Origin of the sequence: Nodosilinea sp. FACHB-131, assembly GCF_014695395.1 — a bacterium.
Taxonomy (GTDB): Bacteria; Cyanobacteriota; Cyanobacteriia; order Phormidesmidales; family Phormidesmidaceae; genus Nodosilinea.
In genome coordinates this window covers 75008-98073 of sequence record NZ_JACJOF010000005.1, presented here as the reverse complement: position 1 = coordinate 98073, position 23066 = coordinate 75008, and the positions used below count along the sequence as shown (strand labels likewise).

Genomic DNA, 23066 nt, shown 5'->3' with positions numbered 1-23066 from the left:
TTTACTATTTGAATCATTCTTGGGAGTCGTCTTTGACCCAGCCTGATTTGTCGCCGCTTGCACCGCCCCCCAATCACCCCGACAACCACCACTTCGATGTGCTGGTGATTGGGGGCGGCGCCGCCGGGCTTTACTCGGCACTATCGATTCCGTCCCAATGGCGCATTGGGCTGGTAACCAAAGATACGCTGTCAATTTCCGCCAGTGATTGGGCCCAGGGGGGCATTGCCGCCGCCATCGGCGTTGACGATGCTGTCTCGCTTCACGTGGCCGACACCTTGGTGGCCGGAGCCGGGCTGTGCGATCCCCAGGCCGTAGAGCACTTGGCCAGTAAGGCTGCTCCCTGTATTCAGCGCCTGGTGGATCTAGGGGTCGCCTTCGATCGCACCGAGGGTCAGCTGGCCATGACCCTAGAGGCTGCCCACTCGCGCCGCCGCGTGCTCCACGCCGCCGATACTACCGGAAGGGCGATCGTGTCGATTTTGGCGGAGGCGGTGCTCCAGCGGCCCAACATTGAGGTGTTTGAAAGCGCCTTTGCCCTCGACCTGTGGATGGTTGAGGGCCGCTGCCAGGGGGCGCTGGTGGCCCACAATCAGCAGCTTCAGTGGCTGTCGGCCCAGGCCACGGTGCTGGCCACGGGCGGCGGCGGCCAGGTCTATGCCCAGACCACTAACCCCGCCGCCAGCACGGGCGATGGCGTGGCCATGGCTTGGCGGGCCGGAGCCCAGCTGCGCGATTTAGAATTTGTGCAGTTTCACCCCACATCCCTAGCGGAGCCGGGGGCACCGCCCTTTTTAATTAGCGAAGCGGTGCGGGGAGAGGGCGCGCATTTGGTTGATCGCCAGGGCTATCGCTTTGCCTTCGACTACCATCCCGATGGTGAGCTAGCCCCGCGCGATGTGGTCAGTCGAGCGATCTTTCATCACCTGCAGAAGACGGGAGACAGCCGCGTCTGGCTCGACATGCGGCCAATTCCGCCCGATCGCTTGCAGTATCGCTTTCCCAATATTTTGCAGGTGTGTCGCACCTGGGGCATCGACCCCCTCACCGACCCGGTGCCGGTTTCCCCCGCCGCTCACTACTGGATGGGCGGCATCACGACGGATCTCAGCAGTCAAACCACGATTCCGGGTCTCTATGCCGTAGGCGAAAACGCTAGCACCGGGGTGCATGGGGCCAACCGTCTGGCCAGCAACTCCCTGTTGGAATGCCTGGTCTACGGCGCTGAACTGGCCAATCTGCCCCTGCAAGCGGAAAGCAATTTTGATCTTAAAGAAGCCGCCTCAACGGTCTCAGCCCTGGACGAGGCCGCCCTGGGGCCCCAGCACACCGCCGAAGACGCCCTGGCAACGCTTCATCGCCAGCGCGAGCAGCTGACCCAGCTGATGTGGGATGCGGCCGCCATCAGCCGCGAGCAGGCGCGGCTAGAGGGAGCGATCGCCGCCCTGAGCCAGTGGCGCACCGAGTGGCAACAGCACCCGTGGCGGTCCCTACACCAGCTGGCGCCCGGCCACACTTACCCCCTGCCCGACACCCTCGACTGGCCGTTGGTGCGAGCCTGGGGCGAACTGGGCAACCTCTACGACATCGCCTGGCTGATTCTCAACAGCGCTGCCTTTCGCACCGAGAGCCGGGGTGGCCACTTTCATCAAGACTATCCCCAACCCAACCCCCAATGGCAGGTGCATACAGTAGTCGAAGGCGATCGCTGGCACACCTCTTCCCCTATAGAGCAATAGATGGGTAAGTGGAGGAGCCAGTTTTGAGTGCTTAGTTTTGAGTTTTGAATTTTTGGTGTAGGGAAAGCATTCAAAACTCAAAATTCAAACCTCAAAACCAGCTGAGTATTCTGCTTACCCACCGCTCCACTACCGCCGCTTCCGCTTCTTAGATCGCTTCCGCTTGCCCTTAGCCGCTGAGGATATCCAGTCGGCGACATAGTGGCTCAGGGCCCCGAGTTCTAATCCCACCACCAGGGCCAGCCACCAGGGCCAGTAGGTGATTAACCCCCAGCTCAGCCCGTCGAGCAGATCTCCCCAGGAAAGGGCGGTGCGCTGGGCGCTGTTGAGCAGATTGACGAGCAGCAGCCCGACGACGCTCAGCCATAGTGACAGGTAGAGCACCCGCACCACGGTGCCAATAATCGGCCCGTGGGACCAGTGCGATCGGTGGCGAATGCGGCTCCGGTAGGGGAGCCAGATCCACCGCAGCCAGCCCCAGCGTTTGTATTGCACCGAGTGAATATCAAGATCGGGGCCCAGCATCCAGCCACCCAGCAAAAACCCCAGACAGACCACTGCGGTCAGCTGGCCGCTGAGGGTGACGCGAAAGGCAGCCAACACCACCAGGGGTAAGGCCCAAAGAGTAATGCGATCGTGAGTGCGGCCTGAGGACATGGCACAGATGTACCAAGATTTAGCCCTTCTGGCAAGGGGTAAGGGCTCAGCCAATCGGCTAAGACGCCACTGCCCCAGTCACCTGAAGAATGGTTTGAATGAGCACTTCCGCCTCCACCGGCTTGGGCAGGTGCTGCTGAAATCCGGTGGCCAGGGCTTGGGCCTGGTCAGAAATGCGGGCATGGGCAGTAATGGCGATCGCCGGAATTTGAGCCTGGGGTGCGGGCAGCTGCGTTCTAATCTTTTGTATCAGGGTGTAGCCGTCCATATCGGGCATGCTGATATCGCACAGCAGCAGCGCCGGCTGGGTTGTACTCAATAGGTGAAAGCCCTCCTGCGCAGTGGCTGCCGCTGTGACAACCGCCCCCTGGGAAACTAGCAAAAAGGTCAAATAGTCGCGGGTGTCGGTGTCATCGTCGATGATCAAGATAGATATATTCGCCAGGGCATGGGGACCGGCCTCGGCAAGCTTGTTTTCTGGCGGCGTGGGGGGCGTGGGGGTAAACGGGGAGGGCACCAGCGGCAGGGCCACAGTAAAGGTGGTGCCTTGATTGACACCCGGGCTTTCGGCCCAGACGTAGCCCTGGTGCTGCTCTACCAAGTAGTAAACGATCGCCAGCCCGAGGCCCAGCCCTCCCTGGGCGCGGGTGGTGCTGCTGTCGGCTTGACGAAACCGATCAAAAATATGGGGCAAAAAGTCGACGTCAATACCCATGCCCGTATCACTAATACGCAACTGAGCATAGCCCGGCGCGTAGGCGACTGGGGGACTCGCCAGACCGTCAGGCAGGTCGGTCACCACCGAGAGCTGAACGTCTACTCGCCCCTGCTGGGGGGTAAATTTGATCGCGTTGATGAGCAAATTCCAAACTACCTGCTGCAACCGCAGGGCATCCCCCACAATCTCTAGTCGGGCCGTGTCTTGAACGTTGTCAACCAGGGCGATCGCCTTGGCCTCTGCCGCCGGCCTCACTGTCTCTAACGCCGACTGGGCAAGCGACGCCAGATCCAGCGGCTGGCAGTGGAGCTGCAGCTTGCCCCGCACGATTTGGGATACGTCGAGAATGTCTTCAATGAGCTGCTTTTGGGCAACGGCATTGCGCTCAATGGTGGCGATCGCGTACGCCGTCTTTTGCGGGTCTAAGTTGCGCGATTGCAGGAGGTGCGACCAGCCCAAAATTGAATTCAGCGGCGTCCGCAGTTCGTGGGATAGTACCGCAATAAACTCGTCCTTCATGCGGTTGGCCGTCTCCGCTTCTTGGCGGGCTGCCTGCTCGCGAATGACTTGGGCGTTGGCGGCCTCGGCCCGCTTGCGCTCGGTGATGTCTTCAACGGTGCCCACGTAACCGAGAAACTGCTTTTGCTCCGACACCAGACGGGCAGAGCGAACCGAAACCCAGCGGGAGTCAGCATCTTTCGCCTGAACTCGAAACTCCTGGGAATATTCCTGCCCGTTGGCCATGAAGGCGTGCCAGGTTGATTGGGCGATCGCCGAGTCGTCAGGGTGCACGGAGCTCAGCCAGCTCTGCTCAGGGACGGCCTCGGCTGAGCCACAGATAGATTGATAGCGGGGATTGGTGTAGAGGCAGCGACCTTCTGTATCGGTGACAAACACCCCCAGCGGCGAACAGGTGCTGAGCAAGCGAAACCGCTCTTCACTCATTTGTAGCTCGGTATTAATCATCTCTAATTGAGTGGCCTGCCGCTGCAAAATTTCTGTTTTTTGCCGCAAGGCTTCGGTCTTTCTAAATAGCTCAATAAAAATGGTTACCTTGGACAGCAAAATATTGGGCGAAATTGGCTTGATTAAATAATCTACGGCCCCCAGAGCATAGCCTTTAAACATAAACTGTTCGTTGCTGCTAAAGGCAGTCAGAAAAATGATCGGTGTATCGCGCGATCGCTGGCGCTGGCGAATCAGTGTGGCCACCTCAAACCCATCCATCAGAGGCATTTGCACATCCAGCAAAATCACCGCAAAGTCGTCTTGCAGTAGACAGCGCAGCGCCTCTTCTCCCGAGGTTGATTTGACTAAATTGGCTCCCAAATCGCCTAAAATAGCCTCTAGAGCCACCAGGTTTTCGGGCTGATCATCGACGAGGAGAATGTTGACGGTTGCCTCGGTTTGCATCACTAACCTCCTGTCGCCGCGCAGAGGTGAATTAGGCGGGGCGCAATCTGCGAGAGCGGCAATATAGCATCGACGGCGATCGCCGCAATCGCCGCCCGCGGCAGCACTGGGCTCTCTGCCGTGTCTGGGTCTTGCACAATCGCGACCCCGCCCCGCGCCTTCAGGGTGGATAACCCTTTCACTCCATCCTGGTTGGCTCCGGTCAAAATTACACCAATCACGCGTTCGTTATAGCTGTCAGCGGCCGACTCTAGCAGCACATCAATTGACGGGCGCGCATAGGAAACCGGCTCATCAATAGATAGAGAAAAATATCCGTATTCTACCAGCAAATGATAGTCGGCAGGGGCAAGATAAACATGCCCGGCCTGGATGCATTCTTTATCTTCAACTTCGTGCACTGGCAGCACCGTAAACTGTTGTAAAAAGTTACCCAACCCCTGATCAGACTCGCGGTGGCGATGTTGCACAACGGCCAGTGCCGCAGAAAAATCTTGGGGAAGGGCGCCAAGCAGAGTTTTTAGAGCCGACAATCCGCCGAGGGAAGTGCCGATTACAATCAGTTCGTAGGCCACTAATTGCGTCTCCTATACAGCTTTTCAGCTTTTGCCAAATCATCGTAGGCAGTTTCATACTTTGTAAACCGAATGGTTTCCTGCTTGCCCAAACCTAGAATGCCAAACTTACAAAGGCTGTTATAAAACAGTCCATGAACCTGGTTTTGCAGGGTTGGATTAAAGTAAATCAGCACATTGCGACAGATGATCACATTAAACTCGTTGAATGAGCCATCGGTCACCAAATTGTGCTCGCCAAATACCACCCGTTCCCGTAGGGCAGGCCGCAAAATAACGTTGTTGTATTTGGCTGTGTAGTATTCCGAAAAAGTGCGCTGCCCCCCGGCCTTTAAATACAGCTGGGTGTAGTCCTGCATTTGCTTGTAGGGATAGATGCCCTGCCGCGCAATTTGCAGAACTCGGTCATTGGCATCGGTGGCATATATGCGGCAGCGGTGGTAAAGTCCCTCCTCCTGCAGCAAAATGGCCATTGAGTAGACCTCCTGCCCAGTGGAGCAGCCCGCATGCCAGATACGAAGAAAGGGGTAGGTACGCAGTAGCGGCACCACCTGCTGTCGAAAGGCCACGTAGAAACTGGGGTCTCGAAACATGGCCGTGGTGTTGACTGTTAACCCCAACAGCAGCCGCTCGGCACAGGCGCGATCGGTCAGTACCTGAGCCTGCAACTCGGCTACGGTGGCGATTTGTTCGGTTCTGAGAAAGCTTTGAATCCGACGCTTGAGGGAGGCGGGAGCATAGTTGCGAAAATCGTAGCCATACCGATGATATAGCCCTTCAATGAGTAAGTGAACGTCCAGATCGTCTGGTTTCAAAATCGTCGCCAGCACCCCATAACCCGTTCAAAGCTACTGTCAAAAGTGTGCCAATCTCCAGGTTAAACTACTCTCCTAGACTGGCCTCGAGCTGGCCCCATTGTCGCCCAATTTCAATTTCAAACAGTATGTCAAAGGGGGGATCTTAACGGCGATCGCCGCTACTGGTACAGCCACAGGCGCAGCAGCGTCAACAGCTGCTCAGTATCGACGGGCTTAGTAATGTAGTCGGAGGCCCCGGCTTCGATGCACTTCTCGCGATCGCCCTGCATAGCCTTGGCGGTCAGGGCAATGATCGGCAGCGATCGAAACTGCTCCTGTTTGCGAATCAGCCGGGTGGTTTCGTACCCGTCTAGCTCTGGCATCATCACGTCCATCAGCACGAGGCCGACATCGGGGTTGGCGCGCAACGTCTCAATGCCTTCGCGCCCATTTTCGGCAAACACCACTACCATCTCGTACTGCTCCAGCAGGCTAGTAAGGGCAAAAATATTGCGCACATCATCGTCGATGATCAGCACTTTTTTGCCGGCCAGGGCTGGGTCACTGTGCTGCAATCGCTCTAGCATCTGCTGCTGGGGCGGCGGCAGATTGGCCTGTACCCGGTGCAGAAACAGGGCTGTTTCATCCAGCAGTCGCTCGGGCGATCGCACGTCTTTGACAATGATAGTTTCGGCCAGGCGGCGCAGTTGGGTCTCCTCTGCCTCGGTCAGGTCTTTGCCGGTGTAGACAATAATCGGCAGCCTTACCAGGGCCGGGTCTTGCTTGATCTGCTCTAGCAAGTCAAAGCCGTTCATATCAGGCAAGCCCAAGTCGAGCACGATGCAGTCGCAGGGTTGGGTGCACAGGGTCTCTAGGGCGGCGGCACCGGTGTGCACGGCGGTGCTGGTGACATCGCCACCGCCAATCAGCTCAATAATGCTCTGGGCCTGCACCGGGTCATCCTCAATCACCAGCAGGTAGCGTACCCGGCGCTCCACAAACTGTTTGATATCGATCAGGGTCTGGGTCAAAATTTCTGGCGCTACAGGCTTTTGAATGTGGGCGATCGCCCCCATCTGAAATTCCTGCTGCTGCTCGTCATTCACTGTCAGAATATGGACCGGAATGTGGCGAGTAGTGGGGTTGTGCTTGAGCTGTTCGAGCACCGTCAGGCCGTCCATATCGGGCAGGTGCAGGTCGAGGGTAATGGCGTTGGGCACAAACTGCTGGGCCAAAGCCAGGCCGGTCTGCCCCTGGAGTGCAATTAACACCTTAAATCCCTGCCCCCGCGCCATATCCAACAGAATGCGGGCAAAGTTTGGATCATCTTCAATCACCAGCAGCACTCGCTCGGCCGCGTCTTGCCCCCCTGGTGACAACCGTGAGCGATCATCTTCCAGGTGAGCTGGCAGTGGAGGCAGCAAGTCCCCGCTTGGGAAAGGGGCGGCGGCTGGGGTGAGCTCAGGGACAGCCGGGCGGCGGTCTTGGGGAGCTGGTTTTGCCCCCTCGCGCTGTGCCCTGATTTGCAGCACCTCCCCCTCGGTTGAGGGGGCAACGTAGCGCAGGGGCAGATACAGGGTGAAAGTGCTGCCCTGGTCAGGCTCACTTTGCAGCTCTAGGGTCCCCCCTAGCAGCTGAGCCAGCTGTAGGCTGATCGATAGCCCCAGCCCAGTACCGCCGTAGCGGCGGCTGGTGGTGCCATCGGCCTGCTGAAACGCCCCAAAAACGGTGTACTGCTTTTGGGGCGCAATGCCAATGCCGGTATCGGTAACCGCAAAGGCCACTCGCTCCTCGGCTACCGGAAAGATATCCACCGTGACCCGGCCTTGCTCTGTGAACTTGATGGCATTAGAGATCAGGTTTTTGAGCACCTGCTGTAGCCGCCGAGGGTCGGTGGCCAGGGTAGTGGGCAAGCCCTCATCCACGACAACCTCAAACCGCAGCCCCTTGCTGGCGGCGGTGGGCTGAAACGTGCGCTCTAGCTCAAACTGAATCGCCGTAAAGGCCAGCGATTCGATCACTACCTCCATGGTCCCCGACTCGATTTTGGCCATGTCGAGAATGTCGTTGATCAGCGAGAGCAAATCTGCACCGGCAGAGTGGATCGTGCGGCTATAGTCAACCTGCTTCTCGGTCAGGTTGCCGTCGCTGTTGTCGCTGAGCATTTTGGCCAAAATCAGCAGGCTGTTTAGGGGTGTCCGCAGCTCGTGGGACATGTTGGCCAAAAATTCTGACTTATAGCGCGACGACTGGGCCAGCTGGCCAGCCTGATCTTCTAGCTCCTGGCGGGCTAGCTCAATTTCTTGGTTTTTGCGCTCTACCTGCTGCTTCTGGGTTTCCAGCAGCTCTGCTTTCTCCTCCAGCTCCTCGTTGAGCTGCTGCAGCTCTTCGTTCGACTGCTGCAATTCTTCCTGCTGCTGCTGCATCTCCAGCTCTGACTCCTGTAGCGACTGGGTGCGCTCTTCGAGCAGCTGATTGCTCTGCAACAGCTCCTGCTGCTGCTGGCGCAGTTCTTCGGTCAGCACCTGCGATCGCTCCAGCAGTCTCTGGGTTTGCATGTAGGCGGCGATCGCGTTGATCATCACCCCGGTCAAGTCGCTGGCCTCATCTAAAAAGGCTAGCTGTAGGTTGTCAAAGCGGTGGAAAGACGCCAGTTCTAGCACCCCCTTCACCGCATTCTCAAACATCAGGGGCAGCACTACAATCGTCAGGGGCGGCGCCGAGCCCAGCCCAGAGCGAATCTGAATGTAGTCTTCGGGCACCTGAGTTAGCACAATGCGCCGCTTTTCTAAGGCGCACTGCCCCACCAACCCCTCCCCCAGATCAAACGCGTTCGACAGGTGCTTGCGCTCCTGGTAGGCATAGCTGCTCAACAGCTTGAGTCGAGGTGGTTGGCTGGTAGAGTCCAACAGGTACAGCACCCCCTGCTGTGCGTCTACCAGGGGCGCCACATAGGTCAACATCAGCTCTGCTACGGTTTCGAGACTGCGCTGACCCTGCAACTGCTGAGACAAATCGGCCAGGTTAGACTTCAGCCAGCGCTGCTCTTCGTTCGCGCGAATCGTCTCCCGCAGGTTGGTCACCATCTGACTGAAGGTGCGGGTCAGAAGGCCGGTTTCATCCTGAGAGTTGCTGTCCGGTAGAGAGACGGACAAATCGCCGTCAGCCAGCCGTTCTGCGGTATTAGAGAGTCTGCGCAGGGGTTCAGAGATGTTGCGCGATAGCCACCATCCCACCAGCGACAGCACAACAAACGAGATTGGAATGCCAAAGGCGATCGTGTAGAGCGTCTGCTGCGAAGAGATCTGGGCCTGACTGGCCCGCGCCTCAAGCATTTTCTCCTCTAGCTCAATCAGCTCCGCAATTTGGGCGCGGATCTGATCCATGAGCAGCTTGCCGCGATCGGTCAAAACATAGGCCTGCGCCGCCGCAAACCCCCCCGTATTTCGCAGTTCAATGCCCTCCGCTAGCCGGGCTAGCCGGGCGTCAATTAGCGGTTGAAGGTCAGCTAGGCGACTCTGAAGGAGCGGGTCGTTGTCGGTGAGCAGCACCAGGGACTCGTACTGGTCGTCAATCTCTGTCAGCGCACTATTGTAGGGTTCTAAATACTGCGGTTGGCCGGTAATCAGATAGCCTCGCTGGCCAGTTTCGGCGTTGATCAGCTCAGTTTTTAACCCGTTGAGATAGCCCAAGATTTGGTATGACTGCTTTTCCCGCTCGGCACTGCGAATCAGGCTGGTGGTGGTGCGGTAAGCAATGGCACCTAGCACAGCCAAGAGCGTTAGCCCCAGGGCAAACCCTGCCCCAATGCGTGTGCCAATTTTGAACCGATTTGCCATAGCGTGTCATCACCAAGCTAATGCATCATTGCAAGGAATTGCCGAAGGCGCTTTGTTGCTCGGGCCTTAGCCTAAGCAGTCCTAGGGTTCAATTCACCATCCACACTGTAATCTTTGCACCTCTTACCCTGGCATCCGCTCTTTAGAGACCGGTTTCCCCGAATCTGACGAGCAGCCCTCACCTCACCCAGCTAAGCCATCAATAGTTAAAGGCTCCAGGGCTTTTAGAAAAGCCTGGAGCCTTGATTTAGGCGATCGCCTCATTCCAGAGGTAATTCTAGAACCCTTAGCCCAGCAGTGCCTTGGCCCGGCTGACTACGTTCTCGACCGTGAAGCCAAACTTCTCCATCACTAGGTCGCCAGGGGCAGAGGCCCCAAAGCGATCGACGCCAATCACGTCACCTTCGGCACCCACGTAGCGGCACCAGCCCATGGTGATGCCCGCTTCTACTGCCAGGCGCTTGGTCACTGCCTTAGGCAGCACTGACTCCTGGTAGGCGGCATCTTGGATGTCAAACAGTTCCCAGGAAGGCATAGAAACTACGCGCACCTTGGTACCAGCGGCCCGCAGTTCCTGAGCAGCATTGACGCAGAGGCTAACTTCGCTGCCCGTGCCAATCAGGATTAGGTCGGGGGTGCCGTCACAGTCGTCGACGGTGTAGGCCCCTTTGGCTACGCCTTCGATCGAAGAACCAGGCAGGTTAGGCAGGTTTTGACGGCTAAAGGCCATCAGCGTGGGGGTCTTGCGATGCTCCACGGCGATCTTGTAGGCCCCAGAGGTTTCGGTGCCGTCGGCAGGGCGAATCACGATCAGGTTGGGAATGGCCCGCAGGGAGGCAATGGTTTCTACCGGCTGGTGGGTGGGACCATCTTCGCCCAGACCAATGGAGTCGTGGGTCATGACGTAGATCACCCCGGCCTGGGAGAGGGCCGACAGGCGAATCGCCGCCCGCATGTAGTCGGCAAACACCAGGAAGGTGGCGCAGTAGGGAATCAGACCCGAGTTGTGCAGGGCAATGCCGTTGCAGATCGCGCCCATGCCGTGCTCGCGCACGCCAAAGCGCAGGTTGCGGTTTTCGTAGGCCCCTTTCTGGAAGCTGCCGGAGATTTTTAGCTCGGTCAGGTTCGAGTGGGTGAGGTCAGCGGAACCACCGATCAACTCGGGGATAGCCGGAGCCAGAGCGTTGAGGGTAACCTCAGAGTTCTTGCGGGTCGCTAGGGCCTTATCTTCGGGGGTGTAGGTGGGCAGTGCGTCGGCCCAGCCCTCGGGTAGTTTGCCTGCTAGCATACGCTCGAACTCAGCCGCTTCGGCAGCGTACTTGGTGCGGTAAGTAGCGAGGGTTTCTTCCCACTCGGCCTGAAGGCTAGCTCCGCGATCGACAGCCTTGCGCATGTGGCTGAGGGCGTCTTCGGGAATTTCAAATTCACCGTAGCTCCAGCCCAGGTTTTCGCGGGTGAGCTTGATCTCGTCGCCGCCTAGAGCTGCACCGTGAACGCCAGCGGTGTTTTGCTTGTTGGGGGAACCGTAGCCAATGGTGGTGGTGACTTTGATCATCGAGGGGCGATCGCTAACGGATTTAGCCTCTTCGATCGCTTTGGCAATGGCATCTAAATCTGTATTACCATTCTCCACGTGCAGCACGTGCCAGCCGTAGGCCTCAAAGCGCTTGCCCACATCTTCGGTGAAGGAGATATCGGTGGAACCGTCGATGGAGATGTGGTTGTCGTCGTAGAGGGCGATCAGCTTGCCCAGACCCAGGTGCCCTGCCAGGGAGCAGGCTTCGCCGGAAACCCCTTCCATATTGCAGCCGTCGCCCAAGATCACATAGGTGTAGTGGTCCACCAGGGTGGCGTCGGGCTTGTTGAATTTGGCGGCCAGGTGAGCTTCAGCCATAGCTAAGCCCACGGCGTTGGCAATGCCCTGACCCAGAGGGCCAGTCGTGACTTCAATGCCGGGGGTTTCAAAGTTCTCGGGGTGGCCGGGGGTGCGAGCGCCCCACTGGCGGAACTGCTTGATGTCATCCAGCGTCACGCTGTCAAAACCGCTCAGGTAGAGCAAGGCATATTGCAGCATGCAGCCGTGGCCCGCCGACAACACGAAGCGATCGCGGTTAAACCACTGGGGGTTCTTGGGGTTGACCCGCATGAACTTGTCCCACAGCACAAAGGCCATGGGCGCTGCGCCCATGGGCAGACCGGGGTGGCCTGATTTGGCCTTTTCCACCGCATCAATCGCTAAAAAGCGAATGGAATTAATACAGAGTTCTTCCAGGGATTGGGTTGCAACAGCCATAGGTTCAACAGCTTAACGACGGTTTTTTTAGCAGCAGCACGCAGCACTAGGACTAGCCCAGGGGCTAACAAAGTTATCGGCCTAAATCGATCAAGACCCCACACACAGCCTTGCCCTTCAGCAGACCCCGCAACCAGACGATTGTCAATACCCTCTGGCTAGGCAAGGCACAAAGCTCAAGTGCCAAACGGCACATTTTTAGGTCATTATACCTATCAATTGATTCAACCTGTAGCTCTAGCTACGGTATTTCTTAAACACTAGGGTAACGTTGTGGCCTCCAAAACCAAAGGAGTTGGAAATCGCCACCTCAATCGGCATGGGGCGACTTTGGTTAGGAATATAGTCGAGGTCGCAGTCGGGGTCAGGGTCGTGGAGGTTGATGGTGGGAGGGGCAATGTCGTTGGCGATCGCCAGACAGGTGGCCACCGCCTCAATGCCTCCAGATCCTCCCAGCAGGTGCCCGGTCATTGACTTGGTCGAACTCACCGCCACCTTATAGGCCACATCCCCTAAGGCGGTTTTAATCGCCTGGGTTTCAGTGGGGTCATTGGCTTCCGTACTGGTGCCGTGGGCGTTGATATAGCTAATGTCGCCCGGCAAAATCTCCGCATCCTTGAGCGCCAGCTGAATGCAGCGGGCTGCCCCGGCCCCACCGGGCACTGGTGCCGTCATGTGGTAGGCGTCGCAGGTCATGCCGTAGCCGACAATCTCGCCGTAGATCGTCGCTCCCCGGCTCAGGGCATGCTCTAGTTCTTCGAGGATCAAAATGCCGCAGCCTTCGCCAATCACAAAGCCATCGCGGGTTTTGTCAAAGGGGCGGCTGGCGGTGGCGGGGTCATCGTTGCGGGTGGAGAGGGCGCGGGCCGAGGCAAAACCCGCAACGGACAGGGGCGTGACCGCCGCTTCGGTGCCACCGCAGATCATTGCCTGGGCATAGCCGTTTTGAATCAACCGAAAAGCGTCGCCGATGGCGTTAGACCCAGCAGCACAGGCGGTGACAGCACAGGTGCTTGGCCCCTTGGCCCCCGTATGGATAGCCGTTAACCCCGCCGCCATGTTGGCAATCATCATCGGAATCATGAAGGGGCTGCAACGGCTAGGGCCCCGGTCGAGATAGATCTCCTGCTGGTCTTCTAAGACCTTGAGGCCGCCGATGCCAGAACCAATACAGGTGCCAATTTGCTCGGCGTTGAGATCGGTAATGGTCAGTCCCGAGTGCTGGAGGGCGCGCTGACCAGCAATCACCGCAAACTGGGAGAAGCGATCCATGCGCCTGACTTCTTTTTTGTCAAGAAAGTCGCTTGGGTCGAACCCTTTGACTTCCGCAGCAATTTGCGACGCGTGCTGAGAAGGGTCGAAATGGGTAATACGAGCTGTGCCGCTACGCCCAGCCACTAGCCCAGCCCAGTACTCCTCCAGGCTATTGCCAATGGGGGTAATGGCATCCATGCCAGTCACCACAACGCGCTTTGAGTCAGAGTTTGCCATAGCCAAATTTCAGGTGAACCAGGTCGAAGTTAGGGGGGCCGGGCGGGCCAGCTATAAAACCGATGGCATGGGGGGCACCCCTCGGCTTCCCCCCACGTCTGCTAATACAGGCGTTAACCTAATCCCAAGCCAAGTCCTGGGATTGGAGACGGCCTAGGCAGCTTTTTCTTCGATGAAGTTAACGGCATCCTGCACCGTGGCAATATTCTCTGCCGCTTCGTCAGGAATTTCGATACCAAATTCTTCTTCCAGAGCCATAACTAGCTCTACGGTATCGAGAGAATCGGCGCCCAGGTCGTTGGCAAAGCTAGCTTCGGGCTTAACGTCACCCTCTTCAACCCCTAGCTGCTCGCTGACAATCTTTTTGACCTTTTCAAAAGTCTCTGCGCTCATGGTTCTCCAACGCCTCTTTGTACAGATTAATCGACAACAAAAAACCTTATCACCCTGCGACCCCATCGAGACGAATATCTGACGTCAAGTCCCAGCATAAGGTCGCTCAATTTTGGCCATCGTCCCTCGAGCAAAGTCGGAGGGAAAATGTTAATGTTACGGAATTTTTGACTTCGACGGCGCTTAGCCAGCTACAGTCGCCAATTTTGAGCATCCCTTCATGATATCGGAAAAAGAACCCTACCAGAAATCTGTCGCTCGATAGCCGAGTTCATCTAGCATAGAGCGCAGCAGAGGCAGGCTGAGGCCAATGACGTTGGTGTGACAACCCTCGATTTTTTCGATTAGCAGGCCCCCCTTGCCGTCGATGGAAAAAGCCCCAGCGCAAGCCAGAGGCTCCCCCGAATTGACGTAGGCCACGATCGTGGCGTCGTCAACCTGAGAAAAGTAAACGCGGGTGACGGCACTGCGCACCAGCGTTCTCCCCTGGGGGGCAATCAGGGCATGGCCCGTGTGAATCTCGCAGACCTGGCCCCGCATGGCTTGCCATCGGGCGATCGCATCCTCTTTATCCTTAGGCTTGCCGTAGATTTTGCCCCGAAAGGCCATTACCGAGTCGCATCCCAGCACTAGGGCACTGGGAAACTGAGGCGCAACCGATTCAGCCTTGCAGCGGGCCAGAGTGGCGACATAGCTAGGCGGGTCGGTGATGGCAACTTGATCTTCGTCGAAGTTGCTGGGGTACACAAAGGGCTGAATGCCTGCTCCTACCAGCAGCAGGCGACGACCCTTTGAGGCTGAAGCGAGAACAAACTGGGGTCGAGGGGAAGTAGGCATGGCTAAACACGGCGGCGATTGAAAGGGGTGATTCCGGTATGGAGACTTAGTAGATCGAAAACAATTTCTGAGGAGATCTTGCCCGCTCCCTAAATCCCTCTCCCAAGATGGGAGAGGGACTTTGAAAGGTTCTCCGGCTCCCGTCTTCCCCTTAGAAGAAGGGCTGGGGATGTAGCTTGCTTCCCGCGGGGTGGGCTAGCAGGGACTTTGCGAGCTACTGAGACTACGCAGGGACTTTCATGCTAAGCGCGTTTGCCGTCAAAATTCCTCCTCTTCACCTAATTGGGAGAGAGGAGAGCGCTACTTCTACGGTTAGGCCGGGGGAGAGATTGAGATTACGAGGGTACGGCCCGGTTGAAGCATCCCTAGGGAGCGATCGCCGACGCCCTACCAGCCGGTGGATAGGCCTAGGAGACCTTAAACGAGGCCACCGACTGCTTCATCAAGTCTCGAACCTTGTCCCAGCGGCCTTCATCAGTCGAGGCGTTGAAGGTGTAGAGCTTGCCTCGGCGCACAATGGCGCTGGCCAGGTTGTGGCGCGGCCCGGCAGGCAAATCGGCTAGGTACTCCAAGATGTAATAGGTTTTGTCATCCACTGTGTCGATGCGCTGGGCGCTGAGCAAATCGACCCTGCTATCATCCCCTGCTAGGGCGCTGAAGCTTTTGGAGAGTTTGTAGCCCACTTCGGTGGGTGTACCGAGGGCATCGAGGTCTTTGCCCTCGGGCACGTCGCTGATCACCACGCTGATGTTCTCAGTTTCGTGAATGATGTCGTGAAAGACGATGTCGGCAGCGCCGGGTACTTTGACCTCAACCCAGCCGCTGGGGTACATAAACTCGTAGCCCGAATATTGGTCGGCGTAGGCCTGAAGACCACCACCGCCACCCACACAGCCCTGGAGGGTGACAGCAAAAACAATCAAAAGCACTGTGGCCAGCCGCTTCAGCATGGGTCAATATCCTTGGATCTCAATTATCAATAATAATTAATTGTCTCACACGGGCTGCTTAAGCCGGCTTTTGAAAAAACAGCAGATGCTGCTCGGGTAGGCGATCGTCGGTCTTGACCCAGTTCAGGCCTACGGCGGCCATTTCGCGGCGTACCTGGGCCACGCTCATCTTGTGCAGCCGCTTGATCATGACCCTGGGGTTTTCGGCTTTATACTCGGCCAGGACGACCCGCCCGCCAGGCTTGAGGGCCGCCACAACGCCCTCCATCACTTCGCGGGGGTTGGCAAACTCGTGGTACGCGTCGACCATGAGCGCTAAGTCAACAGAGTTGGGCGGCAGATTAGGACTGTCGGGCTGTCCCAGCACCGGCTCCACATTCTTGATGCCCTTAGCCTCTAGCTCGGCCTGGAGCATAGCCAGCATTTCAGGCTGAATATCCACCGCCAGCACCTTCCCTTGCGGAACAAGGGGAGCAATGCGACGGGCAAAGTAGCCAGTGCCAGCGCCCACATCGGCAACGATATCGGTGGGGGAAAGGTCGAGGGCGGCGATCGCCGCCTGGGGCCGTTCTTGCAGTACTCGACTGGGGCGATCGAGCCAGCCAGCGCCCCGGTGACCCATGGTCTGCGCAATTTCTCGGCCTAGGTAAACCCGGCCAATGCCGTCGGCACTGGGGGTCACCGTTTGATACTCGGTGGTGACCTGGAGCGTCGTCGTGCCGCAGGCAGTTAGACCCCACAGCACAGCGACCAACACCAGGCGGCGTAGGGTGAACACCATTTGGCTGAGAAGCTTGCGCCCGGTGGACTGGGCTAGAGAAGCGCGACCCATCGTAAAACAGCTGCTGAGTAACAAAACCTATCCACCGATAAAAGACTGGTACTTGGCTGAGCTGATTGCAGCAGGCTTTAACAGCTTGGGGTTCAGGGTTTAGGGTGTTGGGTCTAAGCCGGTCGTGAACCCGAGACCTTGAACCCTGAACCCCCACTCACCTGTCACCTTTGGCTTAGCAGACCACTAGGCCTCTACCGGAGTGGGAGCAGGCTCTAGCAGGGTCACCAACGCCAAGTTCACCTGGTCTTCAGTGGGCTGGCTGAGTTCGGCGCGCACGTTAGGGCCAAAGAACGACTCAATTTTGGCTTTCTTTTCCACCCAGGTAGAAAAGGGCACCATAGACGAGTCAAACTCCAGCACTAGGGCATAGTTGCCGTCGATTTCAGTCTCGTGCAAGCCGCTGAGTTCAGGGCACTCTTGCCCCGAGGGGCTGAGCCCTAGCTTTTGCAAGGCGACATCGAGGTGGGCTTCCTGGCCATAGCGGTAGCGGGTCACGTCAAGACGCACCTGGTTTTGGGTGGAGGTGGCCTGCTCTTCGCGCAGTTTAAGCACCTCAGGCGAGGTGGGCTGGGTGTAGGACACCGGCTCTAGCTCAGCGGCCCGCAGCGCTAACCCACCCAGCAACACAGGAATGCCGTAGAAGAAACCAACCAGATTGAGGGTGGAATTGTCTTGAAAGTAGGCCACGAATCCGACAATAGTGAGCACCCCACCCACTGCCAGCAGCACCAAACTCAGGTTGATTCGCCCTAACTTAATTCGCCCCAGCATACGACCCTCGGTGGAAAGATTACTTCTGACTATCATGCCGTCTTGTGGGTGAGAAAGGTAGGGAGGGGGTTAGATGGGTAGGCAAGTGGGCGGGTGGATGTGTGGATGAGTGGATGAGTTGGGCACCTACCCGCCTACCCATCACCCGCCTACCCATCTACCCATCCACCCGCCTACCCATTCACCCGCCTACCCATTCACCCGCCTACCCATTCACCCGCCTACCCATCCCGCCACAAAGTTGTTTATGCTGTCGAAGGACACTCTAGGCCACACTCTCCAGGGGGACGCTATGGAATTGCAAATGATTCGCGATCGCATTGCCACCATTCGCTCTAAGCGAGAGGCGCTGATTCAACTGCTGGAGCAGCCTGATCTGGGCACCCTGCGCATTGATGTCAACCAGGCGATCGAGGAAATGGACGATCTGCTAGAAGAATTTGACCGCACTTTTCCGGTGGGATGATAGGTTGAAATTTGGATTGCGATCGGCCAAGGCCCAGTCCAGAGGTTGAGTTTTGCTGGTAGGAAAGCTCAAGTCTCTAACCTGAATTGGCGACGGTCCTCTAAACAATTGCTCACCTAAATTCTCGTCAACTCGCTATGGCCACTAGCTACTCCGTCGAAATTCACCACCAGGGCACTACTCAAACCATCACCGTTCCGGAAGACCAGACTATTTTGGCGGCGGCTCATGCGGTGGGGTTAGACCTACCGACCTCCTGTGGGGCGGGGGTATGTACGACCTGCGCCGCCCTGGTGCTGGAGGGCGAGGTCGATCAGAGTGAAGGCATGGGGGTGAGTACCGAGCTGCAGGCCGAGGGCTACGCGCTGCTATGCGTCGCTTACCCGCGATCGGACATCAAGCTAGAGACCGAGAAGGAAGATATCGTCTACCAAAAGCAGTTTGGCCAAGGCTAGACCGTAGGGTGGGCACTGCCCACCATCAAACAATTTTTGGCGGACAGGTATCTTGTTCTAATTAGGGTTGTCCAGCCTTCGCAATCCTCCGGCGGTGGGCACTGCCCACCCTACGCAGGAAAGAATTGCTCTTTTTGTGGGTAGACGATGGCGCTGGCCACTCACTTTATTACTTTGGAGATCGGTCTGGGCGATGCTCAAGACGATCTGGTGGAGGCGATCGAATTGGCCCTGGCTGAGCGGGGTGAACCCCTGCGCTGGGCGATTACCCAGGTAGATTCTGCCACCCAAATTGCCACGGTCGAAGCTGTGGTGACGACGCACGTCAATTTTGAGCTGCCATGAATGCCAATCTGAGTCGTCGTCCCTACACTGCGGTGCTGGTGGTGCCCACGGGCATTGGAGCAGCAGTGGGGGGCTATGCGGGGGATGCGCTGCCGGTGGCGCGGGCGATCGCCTCGGTGGTCGACACCCTAATTACTCATCCCAACGTGATGAACGGGGCGCAGCTCTACTGGCCGCTGCCCAACGCCTGCTATGTAGAGGGCTATGGATTAGACCAGTTTGCTGCTGGACGCTGGGGGTTGTGCCCGGTGCATCGCAACCGCATTGGCCTGGTGCTAGATGCGGCGATTGAGGATGACCTGCGCTGGCGACACCTGCAAGCGGCGGATGCGGCTCGGGCCACCCTGGGCTTAGATTTAACCGACTACGTTGTCACCGATGCGCCCCTGGGGGTAGAGCTGCGGACGGCGGCCTCGGGCGCAACTTGGGGCACGATTCAGCGGCCCGATAGCCTGTTGCGGGCGGCGGAGCGGGCGATCGCTGCCGGAGCCAATGCGATCGCGGTAGTAGCCCGTTTTCCCGAAGACACCGATACTGAGACCCTGCAAGACTACCGCCAGGGCCACGGCGTAGACCCATTGGCAGGGGCCGAAGCGGTGATCAGCCACCTGGTGGTGCGCACTCTGCAAGTGCCCTGCGCCCACGCCCCAGCCCTGAGCCCGCTGCCGCTAGACCCGTCGATTTCGCCAAAGTCCGCCGCTGAGGAGCTGGGCCACACGTTTTTGCCCTGTGTGCTGGCGGGGTTGAGCCGAGCGCCGGGTTTTGTCACTAGTCCAACGCTCGGCTACCTGGGGGGACAATCTAGCCCTACCCTCTGGGCCGATCAGGTCGATGCCATTGTGGTGCCCGCCAGCGCCTGCGGGGGCAGTGCGCTGCTGAGCCTGGGGCGACGATCGCTGGCGATCGCCGTCGAAGCCAACTCCACCGCCCTCGATGTTAGCCCCGAAGTTCTCGGCATACCAGCGGTGCGGGTGTCATCTTACCTAGAGGCGGTGGGGCTGCTGGCGGCCCATCGGGCGGGTGTGCATCCCCAGGCGCTGACGTCCCAAGTGCCGCAGATTCAGGCGCTGAGGTCTCCCCAGGTGGGTTCTTCCTTTGGGCAGATAGAAAACATCTCGCCAGTTCCTAGAATGGCGGCTGGAGGAGGCTAATTGAGCCAACCTCCTACTGTCAACTTATTGTGGAAGAGCAAGGCCGCAGATCACCCATGGTATCAACCCATTAGGGGCACGCCCTGGTGTAACCGCTGATGCGATCGAGCCTCTGCTAGTGTCGCAGGAGCATGTTATGACAAAGCGTACCGTCAACGTTCTACTCGTCGAAGACGATGAGGTGGATGTAATGAACGTTCAGCGGGCCTTTAAGCGCAACCGCATCGAGAATCCCTTGTATATCGCCAACAACGGACTGGCAGCGCTCGACATGTTGCGCGGTAGCGACTCCAATCCACCGTCGGTGCCGGAACATCGTCGTCTGGTGCTGCTCGACATCAACATGCCCAAGATGAATGGGCTAGAGTTCCTTCAAGAGCTTCGCCAGGATGAATCGCTGAAATCTACGCCAGTCGTCGTATTGACGACCTCTGATGCCGACCAAGATCGGCTTGAGGCCTATCGATTAAACGTAGCAGGCTATATTCTAAAGCCAGTCACCTTTGCTACCTTTGCAGATGTAGTGGCGGCCCTCAACCAGTACTGGGCGCTGTGTGAGATTCCATAATCAGACCCACTGGACGCCGCTGTGGGTAGCAGAAGCAGGTACTGAGCGGATGGGCGAAGCGCTAGAAATTCTGTTAGTGGATGACGATGCTGTCGATCGCATGGCCATCTGCCGCGCTCTAGCTCGCGCCGACTTACCAGTTGAAGTCACTGAGGTCACCAGTGCCGAGCAGGCGATCGCCAACCTCAAAAGCCGCACCTACGACTGTGTATTTCTGGACTACCGCCTGCCCGAGCAAGACGGCCTGTCGCTGATTCGTCAGTGGCGGGCCGAGGGCGTGAGTATTCCGCTGGTGGTGCTGACTGGTCAAGGCGACGAGCAAATTGCCGTCGACCTGATGAAAGCTGGCGCTAGCGACTACCTCGTCAAAACCCGCGTGTCGCCCGATCGCCTAGCGCTGCTGTTGCGCAACGCCCTGCGCATGTACGAAGCCGAGCGACGAGAGGCCAAAGTCATGGCCCAGCTTCAGCAGACCAACAAGCTGCTCACCCAGCAAAACGAAGAGCTAGAGCGTCAGCGTCGTTATATTGAAGACCAAAACCTGAAGCTGCTGGAGGCTTACCGGGTCAAGTCTGAGTTTTTGGCCACGATGTCCCACGAGCTGCGCACACCGCTGAACGCGATTTTGGGGTTTTCGCAGATTCTCGATAGCCAGTCGAAGGGGCCGCTGACCTCCCACCAGGCTGAGATGATCAGGCGTATTTTCACCAACGGCAAGAACCTGCTCAACCTAGTGAACGACATTCTTGACCTATCTAAGCTAGAGGCCCAGCGGCTAACGCTGAACCTGACCCAGGTCAATCTCCACAATCTGGTGCAGACTACGCTGCTAGATTTGCGATCGCTGGCCGACGGTAAAGCCCTCGCCCTGAAGAGCACCCTCCAGCTCAACAACCCAGTGGTGGTGAATGACGAACACCGGCTGCGCCAGGTGCTCACCAATTTGGTATCCAACGCCATCAAGTTTACCGATCGAGGCCAGGTGCACATCACCGTCACGGAGACAGCTTCTGATCAGATTTCGCTCACCGTGGCCGACACCGGCATTGGCATTGCCGAAGAGCAACTGCCCCACATTTTTGAGGCCTTTCGCCAGGTTGACCAAACCATTCGGCGTCAGCGCCCCGGCACCGGGCTGGGGTTGGCCATCGTTCAGTCGCTAGTCAGCATCATGGGTGGCACCATTGCCGTCAGCAGCCAGCAGGGACAGGGGACGACCTTTGTGGTGACGCTGCCTCGGCAAATTTCGCCGTCGCCAGAAACCTTTAGCTTAGATGCGGATCTAGCGGCTCAACCGCTGACCCTGAGCCTGAACACGGAGTAGGATAGGGCCAGGGCTGCAAAGGAGGGGTTTATAGAACGGGGGACCCCCAGCGGCCTCGATCTGGGGCATCTCAGCACTGTCTATCCACCCTGAGTAAAGCCGCCATCCATTTACGGTGGCAACGTGGGAAAATAAGATTCGCATTTTTGGGAAATTGCCTGTGAAAGCTCTTGTGGTCGGCAGCGGTGGCCGTGAACATACCCTGGCCTGGTCGTTGCTGCGATCGCCCAAAATCACCGAGGTGGTCTGCGTGCCGGGCAACGGCGGCACCGCTACCCTGCCCCACTGCCGCAACCTGGCCATGGCCCCCACCGACTTTGAGGGCATCGCTCGTTTTGCCCTGGTCAATAACCTAGAGCTGGTCGTGGTTGGCCCCGAGCAGCCCCTGGCCGAGGGAATTACCGACTATCTGCAAGAGCAGGGGCTCAAGGTGTTTGGCCCTTGTCAGGCGGGGGCGCAGATCGAGGCCAGCAAGGCCTGGGCCAAGGCGCTGATGGTTGAGGCGGGCATTCCCACCGCCAAAGCCGCTGTTTTTGAGGAAGCAGCGGTCGCCCTGGCCTATCTGGAGCAGCAGGGCGCTCCCATCGTGGTAAAGGCCGATGGGCTAGCGGCGGGCAAGGGCGTCACCGTGGCCCACACCCTAGACGAGGCCATTCAAGCCGTCAAAGATGCGTTTAGCGGCAAGTTTGGGTCTGCCGGCCATCAGGTAGTGATTGAAGAATTTATGACCGGTCAGGAGGCCTCGGTGCTGGCCATCACCGATGGGCAAACCATTCGCCCCCTGGTGCCCGCCCAAGACCACAAGGCCATTGGCGAGGGCGACACCGGCCCCAACACGGGCGGCATGGGAGCCTACGCCCCCACCCCCGTGGTGACCCCTGCCATTATGGAGCGGGTGCAAAAAGAGGTGCTAGAGCCAGCGATCGCCACCCTGCGCCGCCGCGGCATCGACTATCGCGGCATTCTCTACGCTGGGCTGATGATTACCCCCGAGGGTGAGCCCAAAGTGGTGGAGTTTAACTGCCGTCTGGGCGACCCTGAGACCCAGGCCGTGCTGCCCCTGCTCGAAACCCCGCTAGAGGAGGTGATGCTCGCCTGCATTGAAGGGCGGCTCGACAATCTAGCGTTGAAATGGAAGCCGGAAGCTGCTGCCTGCGTAGTGGTAGCTGCTGAGGGCTACCCCGACAAATATCCCAAGGGCATGGAAATCGTTGGCCTTGAAGACGCCGCTGCCACCGGAGCGCTAGTGTTCCATGCGGGCACTCGCCGCCGGGGCAACAGCATTATTGCCGATGGTGGGCGTGTGCTGGGGGTGACGGGTCTGGGCGAAACCTTTGAGGCAGCGATCGCCAATGCCTACGAGGCGATCGATAAAATTTGCTTTGAGGGCATGTATTACCGCCGCGACATCGGCTACCGGGTCAAGGGGCTTTCTTCAGACTAGAAGCC

The 23066-nt window shown here is 58.1% G+C and carries 20 protein-coding genes; 8 read left to right on the top strand and 12 right to left on the bottom strand.

The window, feature by feature from the left end; translation table 11 throughout:
* Positions 1 to 32 precede the first annotated feature (32 nt).
* Positions 33 to 1739 (top strand): L-aspartate oxidase, encoded by a 1707-nt coding sequence (nadB, locus tag H6F75_RS02495; protein ID WP_242019609.1) that lies wholly within the window; start codon positions 33 to 35, stop codon positions 1737 to 1739.
* A 129-nt stretch (positions 1740 to 1868) separates the two neighbouring features.
* Here nadB and H6F75_RS02490 read toward each other — a convergent pair whose 3' ends face one another.
* The 12 genes from H6F75_RS02490 to H6F75_RS02435 form a co-directional block, all read right to left on the bottom strand.
* Positions 1869 to 2396, bottom strand: coding sequence for a metal-binding protein (locus H6F75_RS02490; protein WP_190748895.1), 528 nt, complete (start codon positions 2394 to 2396; stop codon positions 1869 to 1871).
* Positions 2397 to 2454: 58 nt separating this feature from the next.
* Positions 2455 to 4527 (bottom strand): response regulator, encoded by a 2073-nt coding sequence (locus H6F75_RS02485; protein ID WP_190748893.1) that lies wholly within the window; start codon positions 4525 to 4527, stop codon positions 2455 to 2457.
* 2 nt (positions 4528 to 4529) lie between these two features.
* On the bottom strand, positions 4530 to 5102 hold the full coding sequence (locus H6F75_RS02480) for a chemotaxis protein CheB (protein WP_190748891.1): 573 nt from the start codon (positions 5100 to 5102) through the stop codon (positions 4530 to 4532).
* Complete coding sequence (locus H6F75_RS02475; RefSeq protein WP_190748889.1) at positions 5102 to 5917, bottom strand: protein-glutamate O-methyltransferase CheR; 816 nt, start codon at positions 5915 to 5917, stop codon at positions 5102 to 5104. Before H6F75_RS02475 ends, H6F75_RS02480 begins: the two co-directional genes overlap by 1 nt.
* A gap of 161 nt (positions 5918 to 6078) precedes the next feature.
* Complete coding sequence (locus tag H6F75_RS02470; RefSeq protein ID WP_190748887.1) at positions 6079 to 9738, bottom strand: response regulator; 3660 nt, start codon at positions 9736 to 9738, stop codon at positions 6079 to 6081.
* 286 nt (positions 9739 to 10024) lie between these two features.
* Entirely contained in the window at positions 10025 to 12031 is a 2007-nt protein-coding gene (gene tkt / locus H6F75_RS02465) for a transketolase (protein ID WP_190748885.1), read from the bottom strand.
* A gap of 237 nt (positions 12032 to 12268) precedes the next feature.
* Complete coding sequence (gene fabF, locus H6F75_RS02460) at positions 12269 to 13522, bottom strand: beta-ketoacyl-ACP synthase II (RefSeq protein ID WP_190748883.1); 1254 nt, start codon at positions 13520 to 13522, stop codon at positions 12269 to 12271.
* A 153-nt stretch (positions 13523 to 13675) separates the two neighbouring features.
* Complete coding sequence (locus H6F75_RS02455; protein ID WP_190748881.1) at positions 13676 to 13915, bottom strand: acyl carrier protein; 240 nt, start codon at positions 13913 to 13915, stop codon at positions 13676 to 13678.
* 240 nt (positions 13916 to 14155) lie between these two features.
* Complete coding sequence (locus tag H6F75_RS02450) at positions 14156 to 14752, bottom strand: nucleoside triphosphate pyrophosphatase (protein WP_190748879.1); 597 nt, start codon at positions 14750 to 14752, stop codon at positions 14156 to 14158.
* Between the two features lie 407 nt (positions 14753 to 15159).
* On the bottom strand, positions 15160 to 15702 hold the full coding sequence (gene psbP / locus H6F75_RS02445; protein ID WP_190748877.1) for a photosystem II reaction center PsbP: 543 nt from the start codon (positions 15700 to 15702) through the stop codon (positions 15160 to 15162).
* Between the two features lie 58 nt (positions 15703 to 15760).
* On the bottom strand, positions 15761 to 16534 hold the full coding sequence (locus H6F75_RS02440; RefSeq protein ID WP_242019608.1) for a methyltransferase: 774 nt from the start codon (positions 16532 to 16534) through the stop codon (positions 15761 to 15763).
* 186 nt (positions 16535 to 16720) lie between these two features.
* Positions 16721 to 17308 (bottom strand): DUF2854 domain-containing protein, encoded by a 588-nt coding sequence (locus H6F75_RS02435; protein WP_190749070.1) that lies wholly within the window; start codon positions 17306 to 17308, stop codon positions 16721 to 16723.
* Positions 17309 to 17417: 109 nt separating this feature from the next.
* Between H6F75_RS02435 and H6F75_RS02430 the strand changes: the two genes are divergently transcribed.
* The 7 genes from H6F75_RS02430 to purD all read left to right on the top strand — a co-directional run bounded on the left by H6F75_RS02430 (position 17418) and on the right by purD (position 23061).
* Positions 17418 to 17774 carry a hypothetical protein gene (locus H6F75_RS02430; protein WP_190749084.1) on the top strand — a complete coding sequence of 119 codons (357 nt, stop codon included), beginning with the start codon at positions 17418 to 17420 and terminating at the stop codon, positions 17772 to 17774.
* 137 nt (positions 17775 to 17911) lie between these two features.
* Positions 17912 to 18229 (top strand): 2Fe-2S iron-sulfur cluster-binding protein, encoded by a 318-nt coding sequence (locus H6F75_RS02425; protein ID WP_190748875.1) that lies wholly within the window; start codon positions 17912 to 17914, stop codon positions 18227 to 18229.
* Positions 18230 to 18382: 153 nt separating this feature from the next.
* The gene (locus H6F75_RS02420) at positions 18383 to 18574 is read left to right on the top strand and encodes a hypothetical protein (RefSeq protein WP_190749068.1); all 192 of its coding nucleotides are present in this window, start codon (positions 18383 to 18385) and stop codon (positions 18572 to 18574) included.
* A complete protein-coding gene (locus tag H6F75_RS02415) occupies positions 18571 to 19725 on the top strand; it encodes a DUF3326 domain-containing protein (RefSeq protein WP_190748873.1) in 1155 nt (384 codons plus the stop codon). The genes H6F75_RS02420 and H6F75_RS02415 overlap by 4 nt, the downstream gene beginning before the upstream one ends.
* 136 nt (positions 19726 to 19861) lie before the next feature.
* Complete coding sequence (locus tag H6F75_RS02410; protein ID WP_190748871.1) at positions 19862 to 20293, top strand: response regulator; 432 nt, start codon at positions 19862 to 19864, stop codon at positions 20291 to 20293.
* Positions 20280 to 21617 carry an ATP-binding protein gene (locus H6F75_RS02405; RefSeq protein ID WP_347710600.1) on the top strand — a complete coding sequence of 446 codons (1338 nt, stop codon included), beginning with the start codon at positions 20280 to 20282 and terminating at the stop codon, positions 21615 to 21617. Before H6F75_RS02410 ends, H6F75_RS02405 begins: the two co-directional genes overlap by 14 nt.
* A gap of 160 nt (positions 21618 to 21777) precedes the next feature.
* A complete protein-coding gene (gene purD, locus H6F75_RS02400; RefSeq protein WP_190748869.1) occupies positions 21778 to 23061 on the top strand; it encodes a phosphoribosylamine--glycine ligase in 1284 nt (427 codons plus the stop codon).
* The last annotated feature ends 5 nt before the right edge of the window (positions 23062 to 23066 follow it).

Coding starts and splice junctions, on each gene's coding strand:
- H6F75_RS02490 (WP_190748895.1), bottom strand. CDS start 2,396: ATGTCCTCAGGCCGCACTCACGATCGCATTACTCTTTGGGCCTTACCC.
- H6F75_RS02485 (WP_190748893.1), bottom strand. CDS start 4,527: ATGCAAACCGAGGCAACCGTCAACATTCTCCTCGTCGATGATCAGCCC.
- H6F75_RS02470 (WP_190748887.1), bottom strand. CDS start 9,738: ATGGCAAATCGGTTCAAAATTGGCACACGCATTGGGGCAGGGTTTGCC.
- tkt (WP_190748885.1), bottom strand. CDS start 12,031: ATGGCTGTTGCAACCCAATCCCTGGAAGAACTCTGTATTAATTCCATT.
- fabF (WP_190748883.1), bottom strand. CDS start 13,522: ATGGCAAACTCTGACTCAAAGCGCGTTGTGGTGACTGGCATGGATGCC.
- H6F75_RS02455 (WP_190748881.1), bottom strand. CDS start 13,915: ATGAGCGCAGAGACTTTTGAAAAGGTCAAAAAGATTGTCAGCGAGCAG.
- H6F75_RS02450 (WP_190748879.1), bottom strand. CDS start 14,752: ATGCCTACTTCCCCTCGACCCCAGTTTGTTCTCGCTTCAGCCTCAAAG.
- psbP (WP_190748877.1), bottom strand. CDS start 15,702: ATGCTGAAGCGGCTGGCCACAGTGCTTTTGATTGTTTTTGCTGTCACC.
- H6F75_RS02440 (WP_242019608.1), bottom strand. CDS start 16,534: ATGGGTCGCGCTTCTCTAGCCCAGTCCACCGGGCGCAAGCTTCTCAGC.
- H6F75_RS02435 (WP_190749070.1), bottom strand. CDS start 17,308: ATGCTGGGGCGAATTAAGTTAGGGCGAATCAACCTGAGTTTGGTGCTG.
- H6F75_RS02425 (WP_190748875.1), top strand. CDS start 17,912: ATGGCCACTAGCTACTCCGTCGAAATTCACCACCAGGGCACTACTCAA.
- H6F75_RS02415 (WP_190748873.1), top strand. CDS start 18,571: ATGAATGCCAATCTGAGTCGTCGTCCCTACACTGCGGTGCTGGTGGTG.
- H6F75_RS02410 (WP_190748871.1), top strand. CDS start 19,862: ATGACAAAGCGTACCGTCAACGTTCTACTCGTCGAAGACGATGAGGTG.